The organism is Thalassotalea euphylliae (genome assembly GCF_003390375.1).
Classification (GTDB): domain Bacteria; phylum Pseudomonadota; class Gammaproteobacteria; order Enterobacterales; family Alteromonadaceae; genus Thalassotalea_F; species Thalassotalea_F euphylliae_A.
This window is the reverse complement of record NZ_QUOT01000001.1, coordinates 4,048,258-4,063,629: the sequence shown is the minus strand read 5'-3', so window position 1 is coordinate 4,063,629 and position 15,372 is coordinate 4,048,258. Positions and strand designations below refer to the sequence as shown.

Below are 15,372 nucleotides of genomic sequence, written 5' to 3'. Positions count from 1 at the left end.
TTTCGATAATTGTTAAAGCTTAAAACAAACTAGCCTTGATCTACGCACCTAGTTTTTCATCCAACTCTTCGATTTTTGCCTGCCAAATTGCTGGGCCAGTCACATGAGCCGATTCACCAGTGCTGTCTACTGCGACAGTTACTGGCATATCTTCAACGTCAAACTCGTAAATCGCTTCCATACCTAAGTCTTCAAAGGCAACCACTTTCGCGTGTTTAATCGCTTTTGATACTAAGTATGCCGCGCCACCTACGGCCATTAGGTACACAGACTTGTTGTTCTTAATCGATTCGCAGGTTGCTGGGCCACGCTCTGCTTTACCGATTGAACCAATTAAGCCGGTTTGCGATAACATAAGATCTGTGAACTTATCCATGCGAGTTGCCGTTGTTGGGCCTGCTGGGCCTACTGCTTCGTCGCCAATGGCATCAACTGGGCCTACGTAGTAAATAAACTTGTCAGTGAAATCTACTGGCAGCTCTTCACCGTTTTCCATCATTTCTTGAATGCGCTTATGAGCAGCGTCACGACCGGTAAAAATCTTACCGCTTAGCAATAAGGTTTCACCTGTTTTCCATTCGCTCACATCGGCTTTTTTCAAGTCGTTTACGTTAACGCGGCGTACGTTTTCACCGACTTCCCAAGTGATTTCTGGCCAATCTTCTAATTTAGGCGGTGTTAAGTCCGCTGGGCCTGAGCCATCTAAATAGAAATGTACGTGGCGAGTTGCTGCACAGTTAGGGATCATCACCACCGGCTTAGACGCAGCGTGAGTAGGTGCTGAGTTAATTTTCACATCAACTACAGTAGTTAAACCGCCAAGGCCTTGTGCGCCAATGCCTAGCTTGTTAACACGCTCATAAATTTCTAAACGTAACTCTTCTTCCGCGTTTTGTGGGCCGCGATCAATCAACTCTTGAATGTCTACTGGGTCCATTAAGCTTTCTTTAGCTAGAACACCTGCTTTTTCAGCGGTACCGCCAACACCAATACCAATCATACCCGGTGGACACCAACCAGCGCCCATTTTTGGTAAGGTTTCAACTACCCAATCAGCAATTGAGTCAGACGGGTTTAACATCGCCATTTTGGTTTTGTTTTCACTACCGCCACCTTTAGCAGCGATCATAACTTCAACTTCGTTGCCTTCCACCAAATCGATATGAACAACTGATGGCGTGTTATCTTTAGTGTTTTTACGTGTGCCCGCAGGGTCAGCAACAATCGACGCACGTAATGGGTTGTCTGGGTTCATGTATGCACGGCGCGTACCTTCATCAACCATTTGCTGAACGGTCAACTCAGTGCTGTCCCACTGAACAGCCATACCTACTTTCACGAAACAGGTCACAATACCTGTGTCTTGACAAATTGGACGCTTACCCGTTGCCGACATGCGTGAGTTAATTAGAATTTGTGCAATGGCGTCTTTTGCCGCTTGGCTTTCTTCTTTGTGATAAGCCTTTTCAAGCGCTTGAACGAAATCCAATGGATGATAGTAAGAAATGTATTGCAGCGCATCTGCAATCGATTCAATAAAGTCTTGTTGTTTAATGATAGCCATTTACTTTTATGCCCTCTTAGCGCTCTTGCTGAGCTGATGTTTATGCTTTCAACATTGCTAAAGCTTGCCCAAGCTTTGCCTTGAGTGTAATGCAGTGAGGTTATTTAGCCGCGACTCAAGAGTTGAAAGTTAAATTTTTGCCGATATGATACCCTGCTTATATCAGTGCTGCTAGTCAATTATTGTGATTGCGACTATAGATATTTTCGATAAAAAGTACTGAGTTTTTCTAAGTAAACACTAGCCACACAGGTGTCATTTGTCAGCCCTAAATAAGAGTTTTGAGCTTGCTGCTCGCCCGATTAATGTTTCTGAGCCACAAGCGGTTGTCAGCCTATTTTCCCACTATGCAAATCAACCTTGGAGCTTTTGGTTAGACTCCAACGAAAGCGATCACCAAGATAGCCGCTTTGACATTATTGTGACGAATCCAGTGCTGACCATAGAAACAACGGCGAAGCGCAAAGAACATAATAGTGATAACCTAGCCGATACAGTCAGCACTAAAGTCGTTGCTCATAGCATTGAATATCAAACATTAGCTGGCGAGTTTTCTGGTGACCCATTAGCGCTATTAAAGCAGCTTGAACGTAGCGTTTTTGAAAAGGTTACTCTTCCTAAAACTCATTTACCCTTTAAAACGGGAGCGATTGGCTATTTTAGTTATGACCTAGGCGGCTGTTTTGAGCGCTTACCGACTATCGCTACTGATGATATTAATTTGCCTTTAATGGCGGTCGGTATTTACACTCAGGCGCTAGTGTTTGATCGCCAGCAAGGGCAACTGTGTTTAATTGCCCCAAGCGATAGCTGGCAACAGCAAGCCGATAAAGTAATGACGCTGGTCGCTGCTACGAACGACCACAGCGATAAAACTAGCAAGAACGATGAGCAAAGCTTTTCGTTAACCTCTGATTGGCAAGCGAATATGAGTAAGGCGAAATATCAGCAAAAGTTTGCGCAGGTACAAGCATATTTGCACTCGGGCGATTGTTATCAAATTAACCTTGCCCAACGTTTTCAGGCTAGTTACCAAGGGGATGAATTTAGCGCTTATCTAAAGCTTCGCGAAGCTAACCAAGCGCCCTTCTCGGCTTTTATGCGCTTGCCAAGCCACAGCATTGTCAGTATTTCACCTGAGCGCTTTGTACAGTTATCCGGTAACAAGGTACAAACCAAACCAATCAAAGGCACGTTAACACGCGGTGAAACTGCCGAGGCTGACAAAGCCAATGCCGAGCAGCTCAGTAACTCAACTAAAGATCGCGCGGAAAACCTGATGATTGTTGATTTACTTCGCAATGATCTCAGCCGCGTTTGCCAAGCTGGCAGTGTAAAAGTGCCTAAGTTGTTTGATATTGAAAGTTTCCCTGCTGTGCATCATCTGGTGAGTACCGTTGAAGGCGAGTTAGCAAGCGAGCACGATGGCAGCGACCTATTGCGCGCGGCTTTTCCGGGAGGCTCAATTACCGGCGCACCCAAAATTCGCGCCATGGAAATTATTGAAGAGCTAGAGCCACATCGCCGCAATTTATACTGTGGCTCGATTGGCTATTTATCGGCATGCGGCAACATGGACACCAGCATCACCATTCGCACCCTAATTTGCCAAAACCAGCAAATTTATTGCTGGGCTGGCGGCGGCTTGGTAGCCGATTCAAAAGTTGATAGCGAATACCAAGAAACTTTTGATAAGGTAAGGAAGATACTACCCGTGCTAGCCAACTAGCAGCAGGGTAAAGGTGCAATACAAGTGCAATAGAACAAAAGCAAGGTGGAAAAAAATTATGAATAAGCAGGATTTTATTCAAAAATTTCAGCTACAACCACTTGAACCGTCAAGCCAAACATTTGTTTTCCCAAGTAAACTTAAAGAAGCGGCGGTATTGATTGCACTTTGCGAGATGAATAAAGGTGAAGTTAGCAATGCTGAGGTTGTGAGCGACAAAGCGCAAGACGAGCTTTCCTTATCTGTAGTGTTAACCAAACGCGCCAGTCATTTAAAACATCATGCTGGGCAAATTAGCTTTCCTGGCGGTAAAGTCGAAAGTTCAGACGCTTCAAAAGCAGAAACCGCACTACGCGAAGCAGAAGAAGAAATAGGCTTAAATCGCCAGCAGGTAACGGTACTAGGTCAGCTAAGCGATTATCACACCGTTACCGGTTTTAATGTTACCCCTGTGGTTGGTGTGATCAGCGGCGATTTCGATTTATCAATTGATGAAAATGAAGTAGCTGAGGTATTTACTGTGCCGCTTAAACATTTTATCGACGGTGATAGCCACACTAAACTGCCAATGTACCATCGCGGCCATAAACACTATGTGCACTTTATGCCCTACCAAGAGCACCAAATTTGGGGAGCTACTGCGGCCATCATCGCAGATTTAGTCGCTCACCTAATGCCGCAACCTGCTTAACCTTCAAGCGCCCACGCATCACTAGTCAACTATTCCTGACACTGTCATCTATAATTTAGCTAACAAGATAAGACACGTGTTTTTAATTGAATAGCTTTTCGGTAAAATTACCGAATTATATTTCTCAATAAAATAATTACACGATTATTTATTCAGGTATTTGCATGATAAGTGTATTTGATATGTTTTCCATCGGTATCGGCCCTTCTAGCTCTCACACCGTTGGGCCAATGCGAGCAGCAAAATTATTTGCGGAACATTTAGCTGAACAAGCGCTAGTGGCGAAAACCGATCGCATTCGTTGTGAACTTTTTGGTTCGCTCGGTCAAACCGGTATTGGCCATGGCACAGGCAAAGCGGTAATTCTTGGGCTTACAGGTCAAGCACCAGAGAGCATTCCAGTCGAGTCGATAGAACAAATTCTTGCGGATACCGTTGCCAGTGAACAAATTAACTTGTTGGGCGAGCACAAAATAGCATTTCCAAAAGCAAACGCCATTATCTATCACCGCCGTAAAACCTTGCCTGCTCATGCCAATGCGATGACTCTTTACGCATACCAAGGCGAAGAGGTGATATTTGAAGAAACCTATTACAGCATTGGCGGCGGCTTTATCGTGCAAGATTGCGATTTTGAAAAAGAAAAAGACAAAGCACTGTCGCTGCATACCAATATCAAACGCCCGCATATTTTTTCAACCGCTGACGAGTTAATTAAAGAAGCGAACGAAAAAGGGTTAAGCATCAGTACCATCATGATGAACAACGAGAAGTGTTTATCAGACGAAGCGTCAATTCGCACTGGTTTGGTTGCCATATGGCAAGCAATGAAAGACAGCGTTGAGCGCGGTATGCGCACAGAAGGCATTTTACCCGGCGGTTTAAAAGTGAATCGTCGCGCCCCTGCCCTGCATCGCTCGTTATCGGTCGAGAATAACAACGATCCATTAAGTGCCATGGACTGGGTGAATTTATTCGCCTTGGCTGTAAATGAAGAAAATGCCGCAGGTAGTCGCGTAGTTACCGCACCAACCAATGGCGCAGCGGGCATTATTCCAGCTGTGCTTTGCTATTACGACAAGTTTATCAAACCGGTTACCGATGAAGATTGTATCCGCTATTTATTAACCGCCGCAGCGATTGGTATTTTGTATAAAACTAACGCGACCATCTCTGGAGCTGAAGGCGGCTGCCAAGCCGAAGTTGGTGTGGCTTGCTCAATGGCCGCTGGCGCATTAACCGAGATCATGGGCGGCTCACCAACACAGGTGGAAAACGCTGCAGAAATAGGTATGGAACATAACCTTGGTTTAACCTGCGATCCCGTTGGTGGTTTAGTGCAAGTACCATGTATTGAGCGCAACGCCATGGGCGCCGTAAAAGCCATTAATGCCTCACGCTTAGCACTACGCGGTACCGGTACACATAAAGTGTCACTGGATAAAGTGATTAAAACCATGTGGGATACCGGTAACGATATGAAAACTAAATACAAAGAAACGTCACGTGGCGGCTTAGCGGTAAATATTATCGAGTGTTAACCCTTTGTATAGGCTAGCTCTTGTATCGACAAAGAATTATCAGACATAAAAAAAAACGAGCGTTAAGGCTCGTTTTTTGTTTTTGATATCAACTTAGCGTCACTACTTAGTCGGCAACTCAATATCCGACATCATCTCGTCTATTTCGACATTATTTTTCAACAACATGGCTTTCGTTACTAAGTCGCGATTTAAGTGCGGTGCAAAGCGTTCAATAAAGTCGAACATATAGCCACGTAAGAAAGTACCGCGTCTAAAACCAATTTTAGTGGTACTGGCTTTAAATAAATGACTGGCATCTAATACCACTAAATCGCTGTCGGTTTCTGGATCCATTGCCATGGTAGCAATTACACCAATGCCTACACCTAGGCGTACATATGTTTTAATCACATCCGCATCAGTTGCAGTAAAGGCAACTTTTGGCTCACAACCTGCGGCACTAAACGCTTTGTCTAGCTCTGAACGCCCCGTAAAGCCAAATACATAAGTCACAAGCGAGTACTGCGCGATATCAGCAATGGTTAAATTAGTCACTTTAGCTAATGGGTGGTCTTTGCGAACAATGATGCTGCGATTCCAGTGATAACAAGGCAACATAATCAAATCGTTATATAAGTGCAGAGATTCAGTGGCAATAGCAAAGTCTGCGTCACCTTTTGCCGATGCTTCGCTTATTTGCTGCGGTGTGCCTTGGTACATATGCAGTGATACTTTAGGGTATTTTTTCATAAACCCTTGAATAACATCAGGCAATGCATAACGCGCTTGAGTGTGTGTGGTTGCGATGCGAAGCTTGCCCTCGTCTGGCTGAGTATGCTCGCGGGCGACCGCTTTGATCGCTTCAACTTTATTGAGAATTTCTGTCGCAATGTTGATCACTTCATGGCCAGCTGAAGTGACATGGGTTAAATGTTTACCGCTACGACCAAAAATTTGAATGCCTAATTCATCTTCCAACATTCGAACTTGCTTACTAATGCCGGGTTGCGAAGTGTAAAGGCTCTCGGCTGTTGCCGAGACATTGAGGTTATTGTTTAGTACCTCAACAATGTATCTTAGTTGTTGGAGCTTCATTTTATTCCATTACCACATTGATTTTGAGTATTTTTATTCCAAAAATATATACTTAAACACTGCAATATTCCATATTATTTTTAAAATTTTACAGCTTATAACAAAAGTTTAGCAAGCTTCCGCCGTATTGCTTGGGGTTTTGACTGTTTTACTCACCTTGATTTGCAAGTAGCAGTGTAAATTAGAATGTTTTTCCTAATTTCAGATATTTAGCGCTATGCTAAACAATACAATTTTTGTAGACTGCTACAAGCTGTATCAGATTATTTAATTGAGAAAAAACATGATAGCAATAATTGTCGGATTGATTATCGCACTTATTATTATTGTCGTAGTTGTGAGCGCAATCCAGCAACACAAAGAAAAAATGGAAGCTGAAAAGCGTGCACAAGTTGCCAAACACAAAGCTATTATTGATGAAACTGAAGAGCTAATCATGGCAATGGCATTGTTGCCAGAGAACCCAACTGTTGTAGAAGTGCTTAGCCGCCGCAGCTTAAATGCAGCAAAAGCAATTGAGCAAATTATGCCTGAAATGAAAGGCGTTAAAGGCCGTATTCAAGAATTTGAAAATCGCCTAAAAGCGTCTGCTGATATGGCAGCTAGCAATAGTGGCAAAGAACAACAGTTTACCCTGCCTGACAATGAACAACAGCTTGTGCAAATTCTACAGTGTATTAAAAAGCTGCGCGCAACCTTAAGATCTGAGCAAAACAAAGGTGCACTAGATGCTCAGGTATTTATGCAGCAAGACTTACGTTTAGATTCAATGCAGATCAAGATAAATATTGAGAGCCTGCTTAAACGCGGTAACGCAGCATACTCGAAAGAAATGTTAGGCTCGGCTCGTCAGTACTATGAAAAAGCCTTATCTTCAATTGATAGTTCGGCAAACCAAAATGAGTACACGCAAAGTAAAAAAGCAGAGATTCAAGAAAAACTGCAAGACATTACCAACGAATTGAAAAACACCAACGCTCGCGACGCAGAAAAGAAAGCCAAGAGCGAAGAGGACGATTTGGACTTGCTATTCCAACCAAAGAAAAAGTGGTAATAGCAAATTACCTTTCGAATACCAACAACCGGCCTAGTGTCGGTTGTTTCGTTTTATGCACAGGCTTTTAAGGGAAACAAAGTTTTCATATACTGGGCGCTTTACCCAATTATCATTAGCTGCTTTACCACTCGTTGTGACAAAACATTCATCATCTACAATCGTCCTGCCGTCGTTTTTGCGTAAAACGATGAAAGCCTATGCCCTTAAGGCTGCTATTCGCGAGTGTGGCTGTGAACTCAATCGAATTGGTCGATCGCGCAATTGGCGCCTTATTGCCGACAAATACCAACTCCAAGATATTATCGATTTTATTGAAGCAAATGATGAGCAAAGTTGGTTGTGGCTGGCAAAGCATTTAAAAGCCCAGCAAGAAACACTGACACATGATGATTTAGTGTTTATCGCGAAACAAAATACGGGCATTACAGTTAATCAACTGATTGCAAAAACTGACTGCACAGCTGCGCAAGCCAGACGTGTAATCGACGAGTTAGAGTTTCTTTGATTTAGGTGAATTAGATTTAGGCAGACCTTCCCTATTCGCTCCTTGTTGCTTTCCCCCGCACGTCCCTCATCTCCCGACCAAGAGCAACTTGTTCAAAGTTCCTATACAAAATCAATACTTTAATAACTTACACCCTCTTATACTTTTCCTGTTAGTAATATTAGTTGTGCAGTTTTTCTTTACAAAATATCACATCAACACTATAGTGATATCATATTGATATCACTTAGAGGTGTTTATGAAAGAAAAAGTAGGATTTTCACTCAATGGTTATTTAGCGGCTCTGATATTACTGGTGCTACAAGTGCTATCGGTGATCAGTTTAATCAGCTATGCAGATCAGCCTAGCGCCCCAATTGGCAGCATTTTATTCATCCTGATCGTCGGTGTTTGTTGGCCCGGCTTATTTATTATTCAACCTAATCAGGCCAAGGTGATGACTTTCTTTGGCAGTTACGTTGGCACAGTTAAGCACAGCGGTTTGCGTTGGACGATTCCGTTATTTGTGCGCCGCAATATTTCACTTCGTATTCGTAACTTTGAAAGCGGTCAGCTTAAGGTTAATGACAATCACGGTAACCCGATTGAAATTGCCGCTGTCGTTGTTTGGGCAGTCGATGATACGGCTGAAGCAGTTTTTGAAGTTGATGATTACGAGAGTTACGTCAGCATTCAAAGTGAAGCAGCATTGCGTAATATGGCAACAACCTATCCCTACGACCTACACGAAGGTGATGCAGTCGCGCTACGTAGCCATCCCAAAGAGGTTTCTGAGTCGTTAAAAACAGAAATTCAGCAACGCTTAGATAAAGCTGGCGTACATGTTTTGGAAGCACGAATCAGTCATTTGGCCTATGCACCAGAAATTGCCAGTGCTATGCTCCAACGCCAGCAAGCGTCAGCGATTGTCGCAGCACGTAGTAAAATTGTGGAGGGTGCTGTCGGTATGGTAGAGGCAGCACTCGCTAAGTTGTCAGAAAAAGAGATTGTTGATCTAGATGAAGAGCGCAAAGCAGCGATGGTGAGTAATTTATTGGTAGTGCTGTGTGGCGAGCATAATACTCAACCTGTGATCAATGCTGGTAGCCTTTATTAGCCGTTGGCATCCTTTGTTACCAATCACTAGGAGATATTATGGCAGCGAAGAAAAGCTTTCCACTGCGCATTAACCCAGACGTGCTAGCCGCAACACAGCGCTGGGCAGACGATGAATTGCGTAGTGTTAACGCCCAAATTGAATATCTGCTTAGGGATGCGCTGATTAAATCTGGGCGTATTAAACTGGTTCAGCAAGTGGTCACTGAAATTGAAGTCTTAGATTCAAGCACTGCTGACAGTAAAAAAGAAAAGAGCACCAAATAAAAGAGCAAAAAATAGCTCAACAAAAAATAAACTAATAAAAAAGGAGTGAGTTGGCCAACTCACTCCTTTTTAGGTTTATTTGCCCGGCCCTAAATAAGGCCATTTTATAAACCTACTGCTGGAAACGATATACACTGCCTAGCGCTAAAATTTGCGTTAATTCATCAAGTGCAGTGCGCGATTCTGTGACTAACACAGGGTCACGTAAATCATCGAACGTTAACTGGTCGCGATAATGCTTATCAACCCAAGTATTTAATTCTGCAAACTTAGCATCCGTTAATAAACATTGCTGGTTAACGGCATTCACTTCTTGCTCGCTCATCGCTACACGTAAACGCAAGCACGCTGGGCCACCACCGTTTTTCATACTTTCGTTAACATCAAAGTAGTGAACTTGCTTGATTGGTGTATTAAGTGTCACTAATTCATCTAAGTAAGCTTTTACGCTTGGGTTATCATGACAGTGCATTGGCGCAATGATGGCCATTTCACCAGACGGCAAGGTAATGATCTGCGTGTTAAATAAGTAAGTGCTAACACAATCAGCAACGGATACTTGCTCAGTTTTAACCTCAACCGCGTGTAACTCACCGCCGAACTTAGTGCGTAGTTCGTTTAGGAACAGCTCGGTATCAAGGAAGGCTTCTTGGTGATAGAAAAGCACATTTTGGTTACCAACCGCAATCACATCGTTGTGGAAAACACCTTGGTCAATTACGCCTGGGTTTTGCTGGACATAAACAGTTTGGGCGTCAGACAAGCCATGTAAACGGGCCACGGCTTTACTTGCTTCGATGGTTTGACGAGCTGGGAATTTACTCGGCATTGGCTTGTTGCGGTTAAATGCGTAACGCCCAAAAGTGAAGATCTCCACACCTACTTCATGATAGTCACCACATAGACGCGTATGGTTTGCCGCACCTTCATCACCAAAGTGATCATTGTCTGGTAAATGTTGGTGATGTATGAAGTGGTTTTCGTCGTTAAATGTCGCTTTTAAAATATTACCTGTCGTATCTGGCTCTAATGAACGGTGAAACTTATTAGTTAAGTTTGCAGGAGTAAAATGTACCTTACCATCAGCAGTGTCTGCTGCAGGTGATACGGTAGCAGCGTTGGCTGTCCACATGCTTGATGCTGAACAACAAGCTGACAAAAGCGCTGGTGCTTGCTTGTAGGCAGCTTCCAATACTTGCGCATCAGTACCGGTAAAGCCAAGGCGACGTAGTGCATACATATCAGGACGTTCTTGCGGCGCTAAAATACCTTGCGTCACCCCCATGTCATGCAAGGCTTTCATTTTTTTCAAACCTTGCTTAGCCGCTTGTTTCGGGCTAGAGGTGTCATTAGCATTGCTTAACGACGCAACATTACCTTCCGACAGCCCTGCGTAGTTATGGGTTGGACCTACCAAGCCATCAAAGTTAACTTCTTTGCTGTTTACTAGCTTTGTATTCATTATTACTCCTAATTTTGACGGCTTTTATTCACTGTGAGTTGCGTGTTATTTGCTAGCTTGTCATCGAATGTTTATTCAATTGCTTAGCGGCAAAATAATTTGCAAAAATTGCGCGCATTGCACTAAACATCACTAACAAACATGACTAAATAATGTTCAAGATATAGCACAACGCCTAACTTTTGCGTTTCATTTACGCTTTTGACACTCAACCTAATACACAGGGAAGATTTGTTTAGCTGCACTTTTTAAACGGATAAGGAAACAATCCGCACTAAAATTTGAAGGTTATTATGCCTTTTTTTACTAGCTTACCAAAGTTAAATTGGCTAACAGAAAGCCCTAAACCCCTTATTTTAAAAGGGCTCAAGCAAGCTCTGTGCATAATTATTCAAGTGCCGATGATATTAATTCTTTCATTATTGGTGCAATTCCACTGCAATCACAAAATGGCGAATCATAAAAAAACAGAAAGGCCGCAATAAGCGGCTTTTTGTATTCTTTTATGCCTGCTGTTTCCAGCTTATGCTTGAGCTTTGGTTTCGCCTTGTGCATCAGCTAGGCCCTGCTCACCAGCGAACTTATCAACCCATAAAGCAATAGCACCATCGCCGGTAACATTACAAGCCGTACCGAAGCTATCTTGCGCTAAGTACAGAGCAATCATCAGGGCTAATGCTGCATCGGTGAAACCTAGCATAGTGCCCAGTAAACCAAGTGCTGACATCACCGCACCACCTGGTGCGCCTGGCGCAGCAATCATGGTTACCCCTAGCATTAAAATAAACGGCACCATGCCGCCAATACCCGGTAAGGCAATTTCAGGGGTTAATAACATGACCGCAGTCGCACAAGTTACGATGGTAATGGTTGAGCCACTTAAGTGAATTGATGCACAAAGTGGCACGGTAAAGTTAGCAATACCATCGCGTACTTTGTTTTCCTTGGTCGCACGAAGTGACACCGGAATCGTTGCTGCGCTCGACATTGTACCTAGCGCGGTAAAATAAGCCGGAAGCATGTTTTTTAAGAGGCTAAGCGGTGATTTACCCATGGCTGCGGCGCTACCGATATATAGCACTGAAATCCATAACCAATGCATCACTATCGCCAGCACTAGCACTACACCAAAAGTTTTCAATGTTGAGAATACCGTGCCATCCACCGTCATTTCCGCAAATACACCGGCAATGTATAGCGGTAAAGCTGGAATAATTACCTTACTTAATAGTACTTCTACAATATCACGCGCTTCATTAATGCCCTTACGCAAGCTAGTCGCATTGATTGCACTAATACCGATACCTAAAATAAAGGCTAACGCTAGCGCCGTCATCACTTCAAAAAGCGGCGGGATACTAATATCGATAAAGCCTTTGAGCTTTTCGCCTTCCGCGGCAGCTTCCAAGGCATTACCCGACACTAAGCTTGGTAAAATTGAGCTAGCAATTAGAAACGCTAACGTACCGGCCACTATGGTTGAGCCGTAGGCTAAACCGACGGTTTTACCAAGCAGCGAGCCTGAGCCTTGCGGCAAAGATGCGATACCGCTGGCAATATAGAACAGAATAATCAGTGGGATGGTAAATTTGATCAGCTGGCCAATCAGGGTTTGTGCAGTAAACAGTAGTTGAACAATAAAATCTGGCGCGTAAAGGCCAATTAGCATACCGCCAACGATACCGGCGATGAGTTTAATGATTAGGTTCATGAATGATCTTCTCTCTGGAACAATATTTTTGTTGTTATGAAATTTATAAAAATCTTATGCAAGGCATTCTAACGTGTTTTTTAACGGCTATGCACGCGCTTGCCACTCAAGTGCAAGGTAAACCGCTTTTTTACCTTGAGCTTTTGGCAAGAAAGGCTGACAAATAAAGTAGTCTGGAATCGTTATTAGCTCAAGCTCCCCTGCTTCTGAGTTCGCATAAACAAACGGCATTCGCTTGCGCTGCCATGGCGCAATGTTAAGCTCTTGTAATACCTTTTTCATCGAACGTGAATGGGCGCGATAATCCGGCAGAATTTTAGGGTTATGATGATTAAACTGAATAACAAGCTTATTCACTGAATCTGGTATCGCAACAACTAAGCTAGTTGGCTTCCCATTTTCTTTTGTTGCATTATTTACAGTATCGGGCACTTGTAGTTTGGTAACCACTAACTTACCTAAGCCATCCGGTAGTTCAACCGTTTGTGCATTGCTAGCTAGATCCGTCACCCTAATTTCGGCAGTAAATTCACTCACATCTGCAAAGCTTGGTGTAAAAAACAACTGGCCTTTATAGCGCCGTGCCCAAACATTACCTAGCTTAACTTCTGGCACTTTATCTTCTGCCACATTAAGTTGCTGATAAAGCTGTTGCAGCTGTGCTTGCGATGGCATTTGAATAGCTTCACCCCCAGGCAGCGTTAATTTAGCTGAGAGGAAGTAGCGAATAAGGTTATTGAAGCGTGCTTCGCTAAGCTTAGCGAGTTTTTCTATGGCTAAACCTGCTTCGTAATCAAAACTTGCTAAATCTTGCGCGGCAAGTTCATCTACTAATTGCTGGTTTTGCTGGCAAAGCTCAGCACTGCGCGCTGCGGCTTGGCTAAACACTGGCCAACGTGTAGTTAAGCTAGGAATAACTTCATTGCGCAAGAAGTTGCGGTCGTAACGACTATCGGCATTTGACTCATCGGTTACCCAATCAAGGCGTTGTTTCGTTGCGTAGCTTTCAATATCACTACGTGACACCGATAACAATGGTCGACATAGCTTGTGCTGCGCTAAATCGCTCTCACTTGCCATTGCCCCTAAGCCTTTAACCCCCGAGCCACGTTTCAGCGCTAACAAGATAGTTTCTAGCTGATCATCAATATGGTGCCCTGTGAGTATTAGCACAGGCTTTTCACTGGCAGCAGTTAGCGCTTGATATCTCGCCTCACGCGCCAAGGCTTCAATGCTTTCGCCACTATCCAGTGCTAAGCTGACTTTGGCCACTTTAAGGGCAACACCTCGGCGCTCGCATTCCTGTTCAGCAAATTGCTGCCAGCTATCGGCATTAGCACTTATGCCATGATGGATATGACAGACGAGCAAATCGCGTACACGCGCTTGTTGCTTTTCTTCTTCAGTACCTTGAGTAATTCGGCTTTCTTCTTTTAATATTTGGCAAACCAAATCCAGCAATACTTGTGAGTCAGCGCCGCCACTGTAAGCAACAATCACAGGGTAGCCAGAGTACTTGCTAAAAAGCTGTCGAAGTTTGTCGAGCGCGGTATTCATAAAGGAAAGATTGGAAAAGTCGCAATAAGTGACAGATTAACAATTAAAAAAGCGGCTTAATAGCCGCTTTTTCGTGATTTGGTTCGCTTTGCCTAAAATTAACAGGTTTAGCTCAATTTATTTGACCTAGCCCTATTTATTTGGCCTAGCAGTAGCCAAACGACATTAAGCGCTCGTAACGCTTTTCGATAAGCTCGTCTTTCGACAGACCTTCAAGTGACGTCAAGTCAGCTTTAATCGCTTGCTTTAACATCGCTGACATGTGATCCATATCGCGATGAGCCCCACCTAATGGCTCTTCAACAATATTGTCAATCAGCTCAAGTTCTTTAATGCGTTTCGCAGTAATACCCATAGCCTCTGCCGCCGTTGATGCTTTTTCTGCGGTTTTCCACAAGATTGACGCACAACCTTCCGGTGAAATTACTGAATAGGTAGAATATTGCAGCATGTTCACTCGGTCACCCACACCAATCGCAAGAGCCCCACCTGAACCGCCTTCACCAATGACCGTACAAACAATTGGCACAGTTAAGCGCGCCATTACTTTTAAGTTACGAGCAATCGCTTCACTTTGACCGCGCTCTTCCGCGCCCACACCTGGGTAAGCGCCTGGTGTGTCAATAAAAGTAATAATTGGCATATTAAAACGCTCTGCCATTTCCATTAGGCGCAAGGCTTTGCGGTAACCTTCAGGGCGTGGCATACCAAAGTTACGTTTTACTTTTTCAGCCGTTGAACGACCTTTTTGATGACCAATAACCATCACAGGCTTGCCGTCTATGCGCGCAGTACCACCAACAATGGCTTTATCGTCAGCATAGGCACGGTCGCCAGCTAATTCATCGAATTCATCAAAAATACGGCTCAGGTAGTCTTGTGTGTATGGACGCTGCGGGTGACGAGCAACACGAGCCGTTTGCCATGGGTCTAAATTTGCGTAGATTTTTTTCGTTAGTTCGTTGTTCTTATCACGCAGTTGGCTGATTTGCTCTTCTAAATCAAGATTCAGCTCTTGGCCGTTGTTAACCAATTGCAGCTCTTCGATTTTTTCTTCTAGTTCGGCAATCGGTTGTTCAAAGTCTAAAAAATTTAATGACATATGCGTTGGTCTAC

The 15,372-nt window shown here is 43.7% G+C and carries 13 protein-coding genes; 7 read left to right on the top strand and 6 right to left on the bottom strand.

What is annotated here, in order from left to right:
* Positions 1–40: 40 nt before the first annotated feature.
* On the bottom strand, positions 41–1,564 hold the full coding sequence (locus DXX94_RS17805; protein WP_116017966.1) for a fumarate hydratase: 1,524 nt from the start codon (positions 1,562–1,564) through the stop codon (positions 41–43).
* A gap of 259 nt (positions 1,565–1,823) precedes the next feature.
* Between DXX94_RS17805 and pabB the strand changes: the two genes are divergently transcribed.
* The 3 genes from pabB to DXX94_RS17790 all read left to right on the top strand — a co-directional run bounded on the left by pabB (position 1,824) and on the right by DXX94_RS17790 (position 5,525).
* Positions 1,824–3,293, top strand: coding sequence for an aminodeoxychorismate synthase component I (gene pabB, locus DXX94_RS17800; protein WP_116017964.1), 1,470 nt, complete (start codon positions 1,824–1,826; stop codon positions 3,291–3,293).
* Positions 3,294–3,351: 58 nt separating this feature from the next.
* The gene (locus DXX94_RS17795; RefSeq protein WP_116017962.1) at positions 3,352–3,984 is read left to right on the top strand and encodes a CoA pyrophosphatase; all 633 of its coding nucleotides are present in this window, start codon (positions 3,352–3,354) and stop codon (positions 3,982–3,984) included.
* Positions 3,985–4,148: 164 nt separating this feature from the next.
* On the top strand, positions 4,149–5,525 hold the full coding sequence (locus tag DXX94_RS17790; RefSeq protein WP_116017960.1) for an L-serine ammonia-lyase: 1,377 nt from the start codon (positions 4,149–4,151) through the stop codon (positions 5,523–5,525).
* Between the two features lie 102 nt (positions 5,526–5,627).
* On the opposite strand, the gene cysB is transcribed toward DXX94_RS17790, so the two are convergent.
* Positions 5,628–6,602 (bottom strand): HTH-type transcriptional regulator CysB, encoded by a 975-nt coding sequence (gene cysB / locus DXX94_RS17785; RefSeq protein ID WP_116017958.1) that lies wholly within the window; start codon positions 6,600–6,602, stop codon positions 5,628–5,630.
* Positions 6,603–6,885: 283 nt separating this feature from the next.
* Between cysB and DXX94_RS17780 the strand changes: the two genes are divergently transcribed.
* The 4 genes from DXX94_RS17780 to DXX94_RS17765 all read left to right on the top strand — a co-directional run bounded on the left by DXX94_RS17780 (position 6,886) and on the right by DXX94_RS17765 (position 9,526).
* Positions 6,886–7,656 (top strand): hypothetical protein, encoded by a 771-nt coding sequence (locus DXX94_RS17780; RefSeq protein ID WP_116017956.1) that lies wholly within the window; start codon positions 6,886–6,888, stop codon positions 7,654–7,656.
* Between the two features lie 136 nt (positions 7,657–7,792).
* On the top strand, positions 7,793–8,164 hold the full coding sequence (locus DXX94_RS17775) for a ribosome recycling factor family protein (protein ID WP_258872206.1): 372 nt from the start codon (positions 7,793–7,795) through the stop codon (positions 8,162–8,164).
* Positions 8,165–8,402: 238 nt separating this feature from the next.
* The gene (locus DXX94_RS17770) at positions 8,403–9,260 is read left to right on the top strand and encodes an SPFH domain-containing protein (RefSeq protein WP_116017952.1); all 858 of its coding nucleotides are present in this window, start codon (positions 8,403–8,405) and stop codon (positions 9,258–9,260) included.
* A gap of 38 nt (positions 9,261–9,298) precedes the next feature.
* Positions 9,299–9,526, top strand: a complete 228-nt coding sequence (locus tag DXX94_RS17765) for a hypothetical protein (RefSeq protein ID WP_116017950.1) — start codon at positions 9,299–9,301, stop codon at positions 9,524–9,526.
* Positions 9,527–9,638: 112 nt separating this feature from the next.
* Here DXX94_RS17765 and astB read toward each other — a convergent pair whose 3' ends face one another.
* From astB to accA, 4 genes are all read right to left on the bottom strand, one after another.
* Positions 9,639–10,988, bottom strand: coding sequence for an N-succinylarginine dihydrolase (gene astB / locus DXX94_RS17760; RefSeq protein ID WP_116017949.1), 1,350 nt, complete (start codon positions 10,986–10,988; stop codon positions 9,639–9,641).
* A gap of 523 nt (positions 10,989–11,511) precedes the next feature.
* Complete coding sequence (locus tag DXX94_RS17755; RefSeq protein ID WP_116017947.1) at positions 11,512–12,699, bottom strand: dicarboxylate/amino acid:cation symporter; 1,188 nt, start codon at positions 12,697–12,699, stop codon at positions 11,512–11,514.
* Positions 12,700–12,786: 87 nt separating this feature from the next.
* Positions 12,787–14,256 (bottom strand): tRNA lysidine(34) synthetase TilS, encoded by a 1,470-nt coding sequence (gene tilS / locus DXX94_RS17750; protein ID WP_116017945.1) that lies wholly within the window; start codon positions 14,254–14,256, stop codon positions 12,787–12,789.
* 145 nt (positions 14,257–14,401) lie between these two features.
* Positions 14,402–15,358 carry an acetyl-CoA carboxylase carboxyl transferase subunit alpha gene (accA, locus tag DXX94_RS17745; protein WP_116017943.1) on the bottom strand — a complete coding sequence of 319 codons (957 nt, stop codon included), beginning with the start codon at positions 15,356–15,358 and terminating at the stop codon, positions 14,402–14,404.
* Positions 15,359–15,372: the final 14 nt, after the last annotated feature.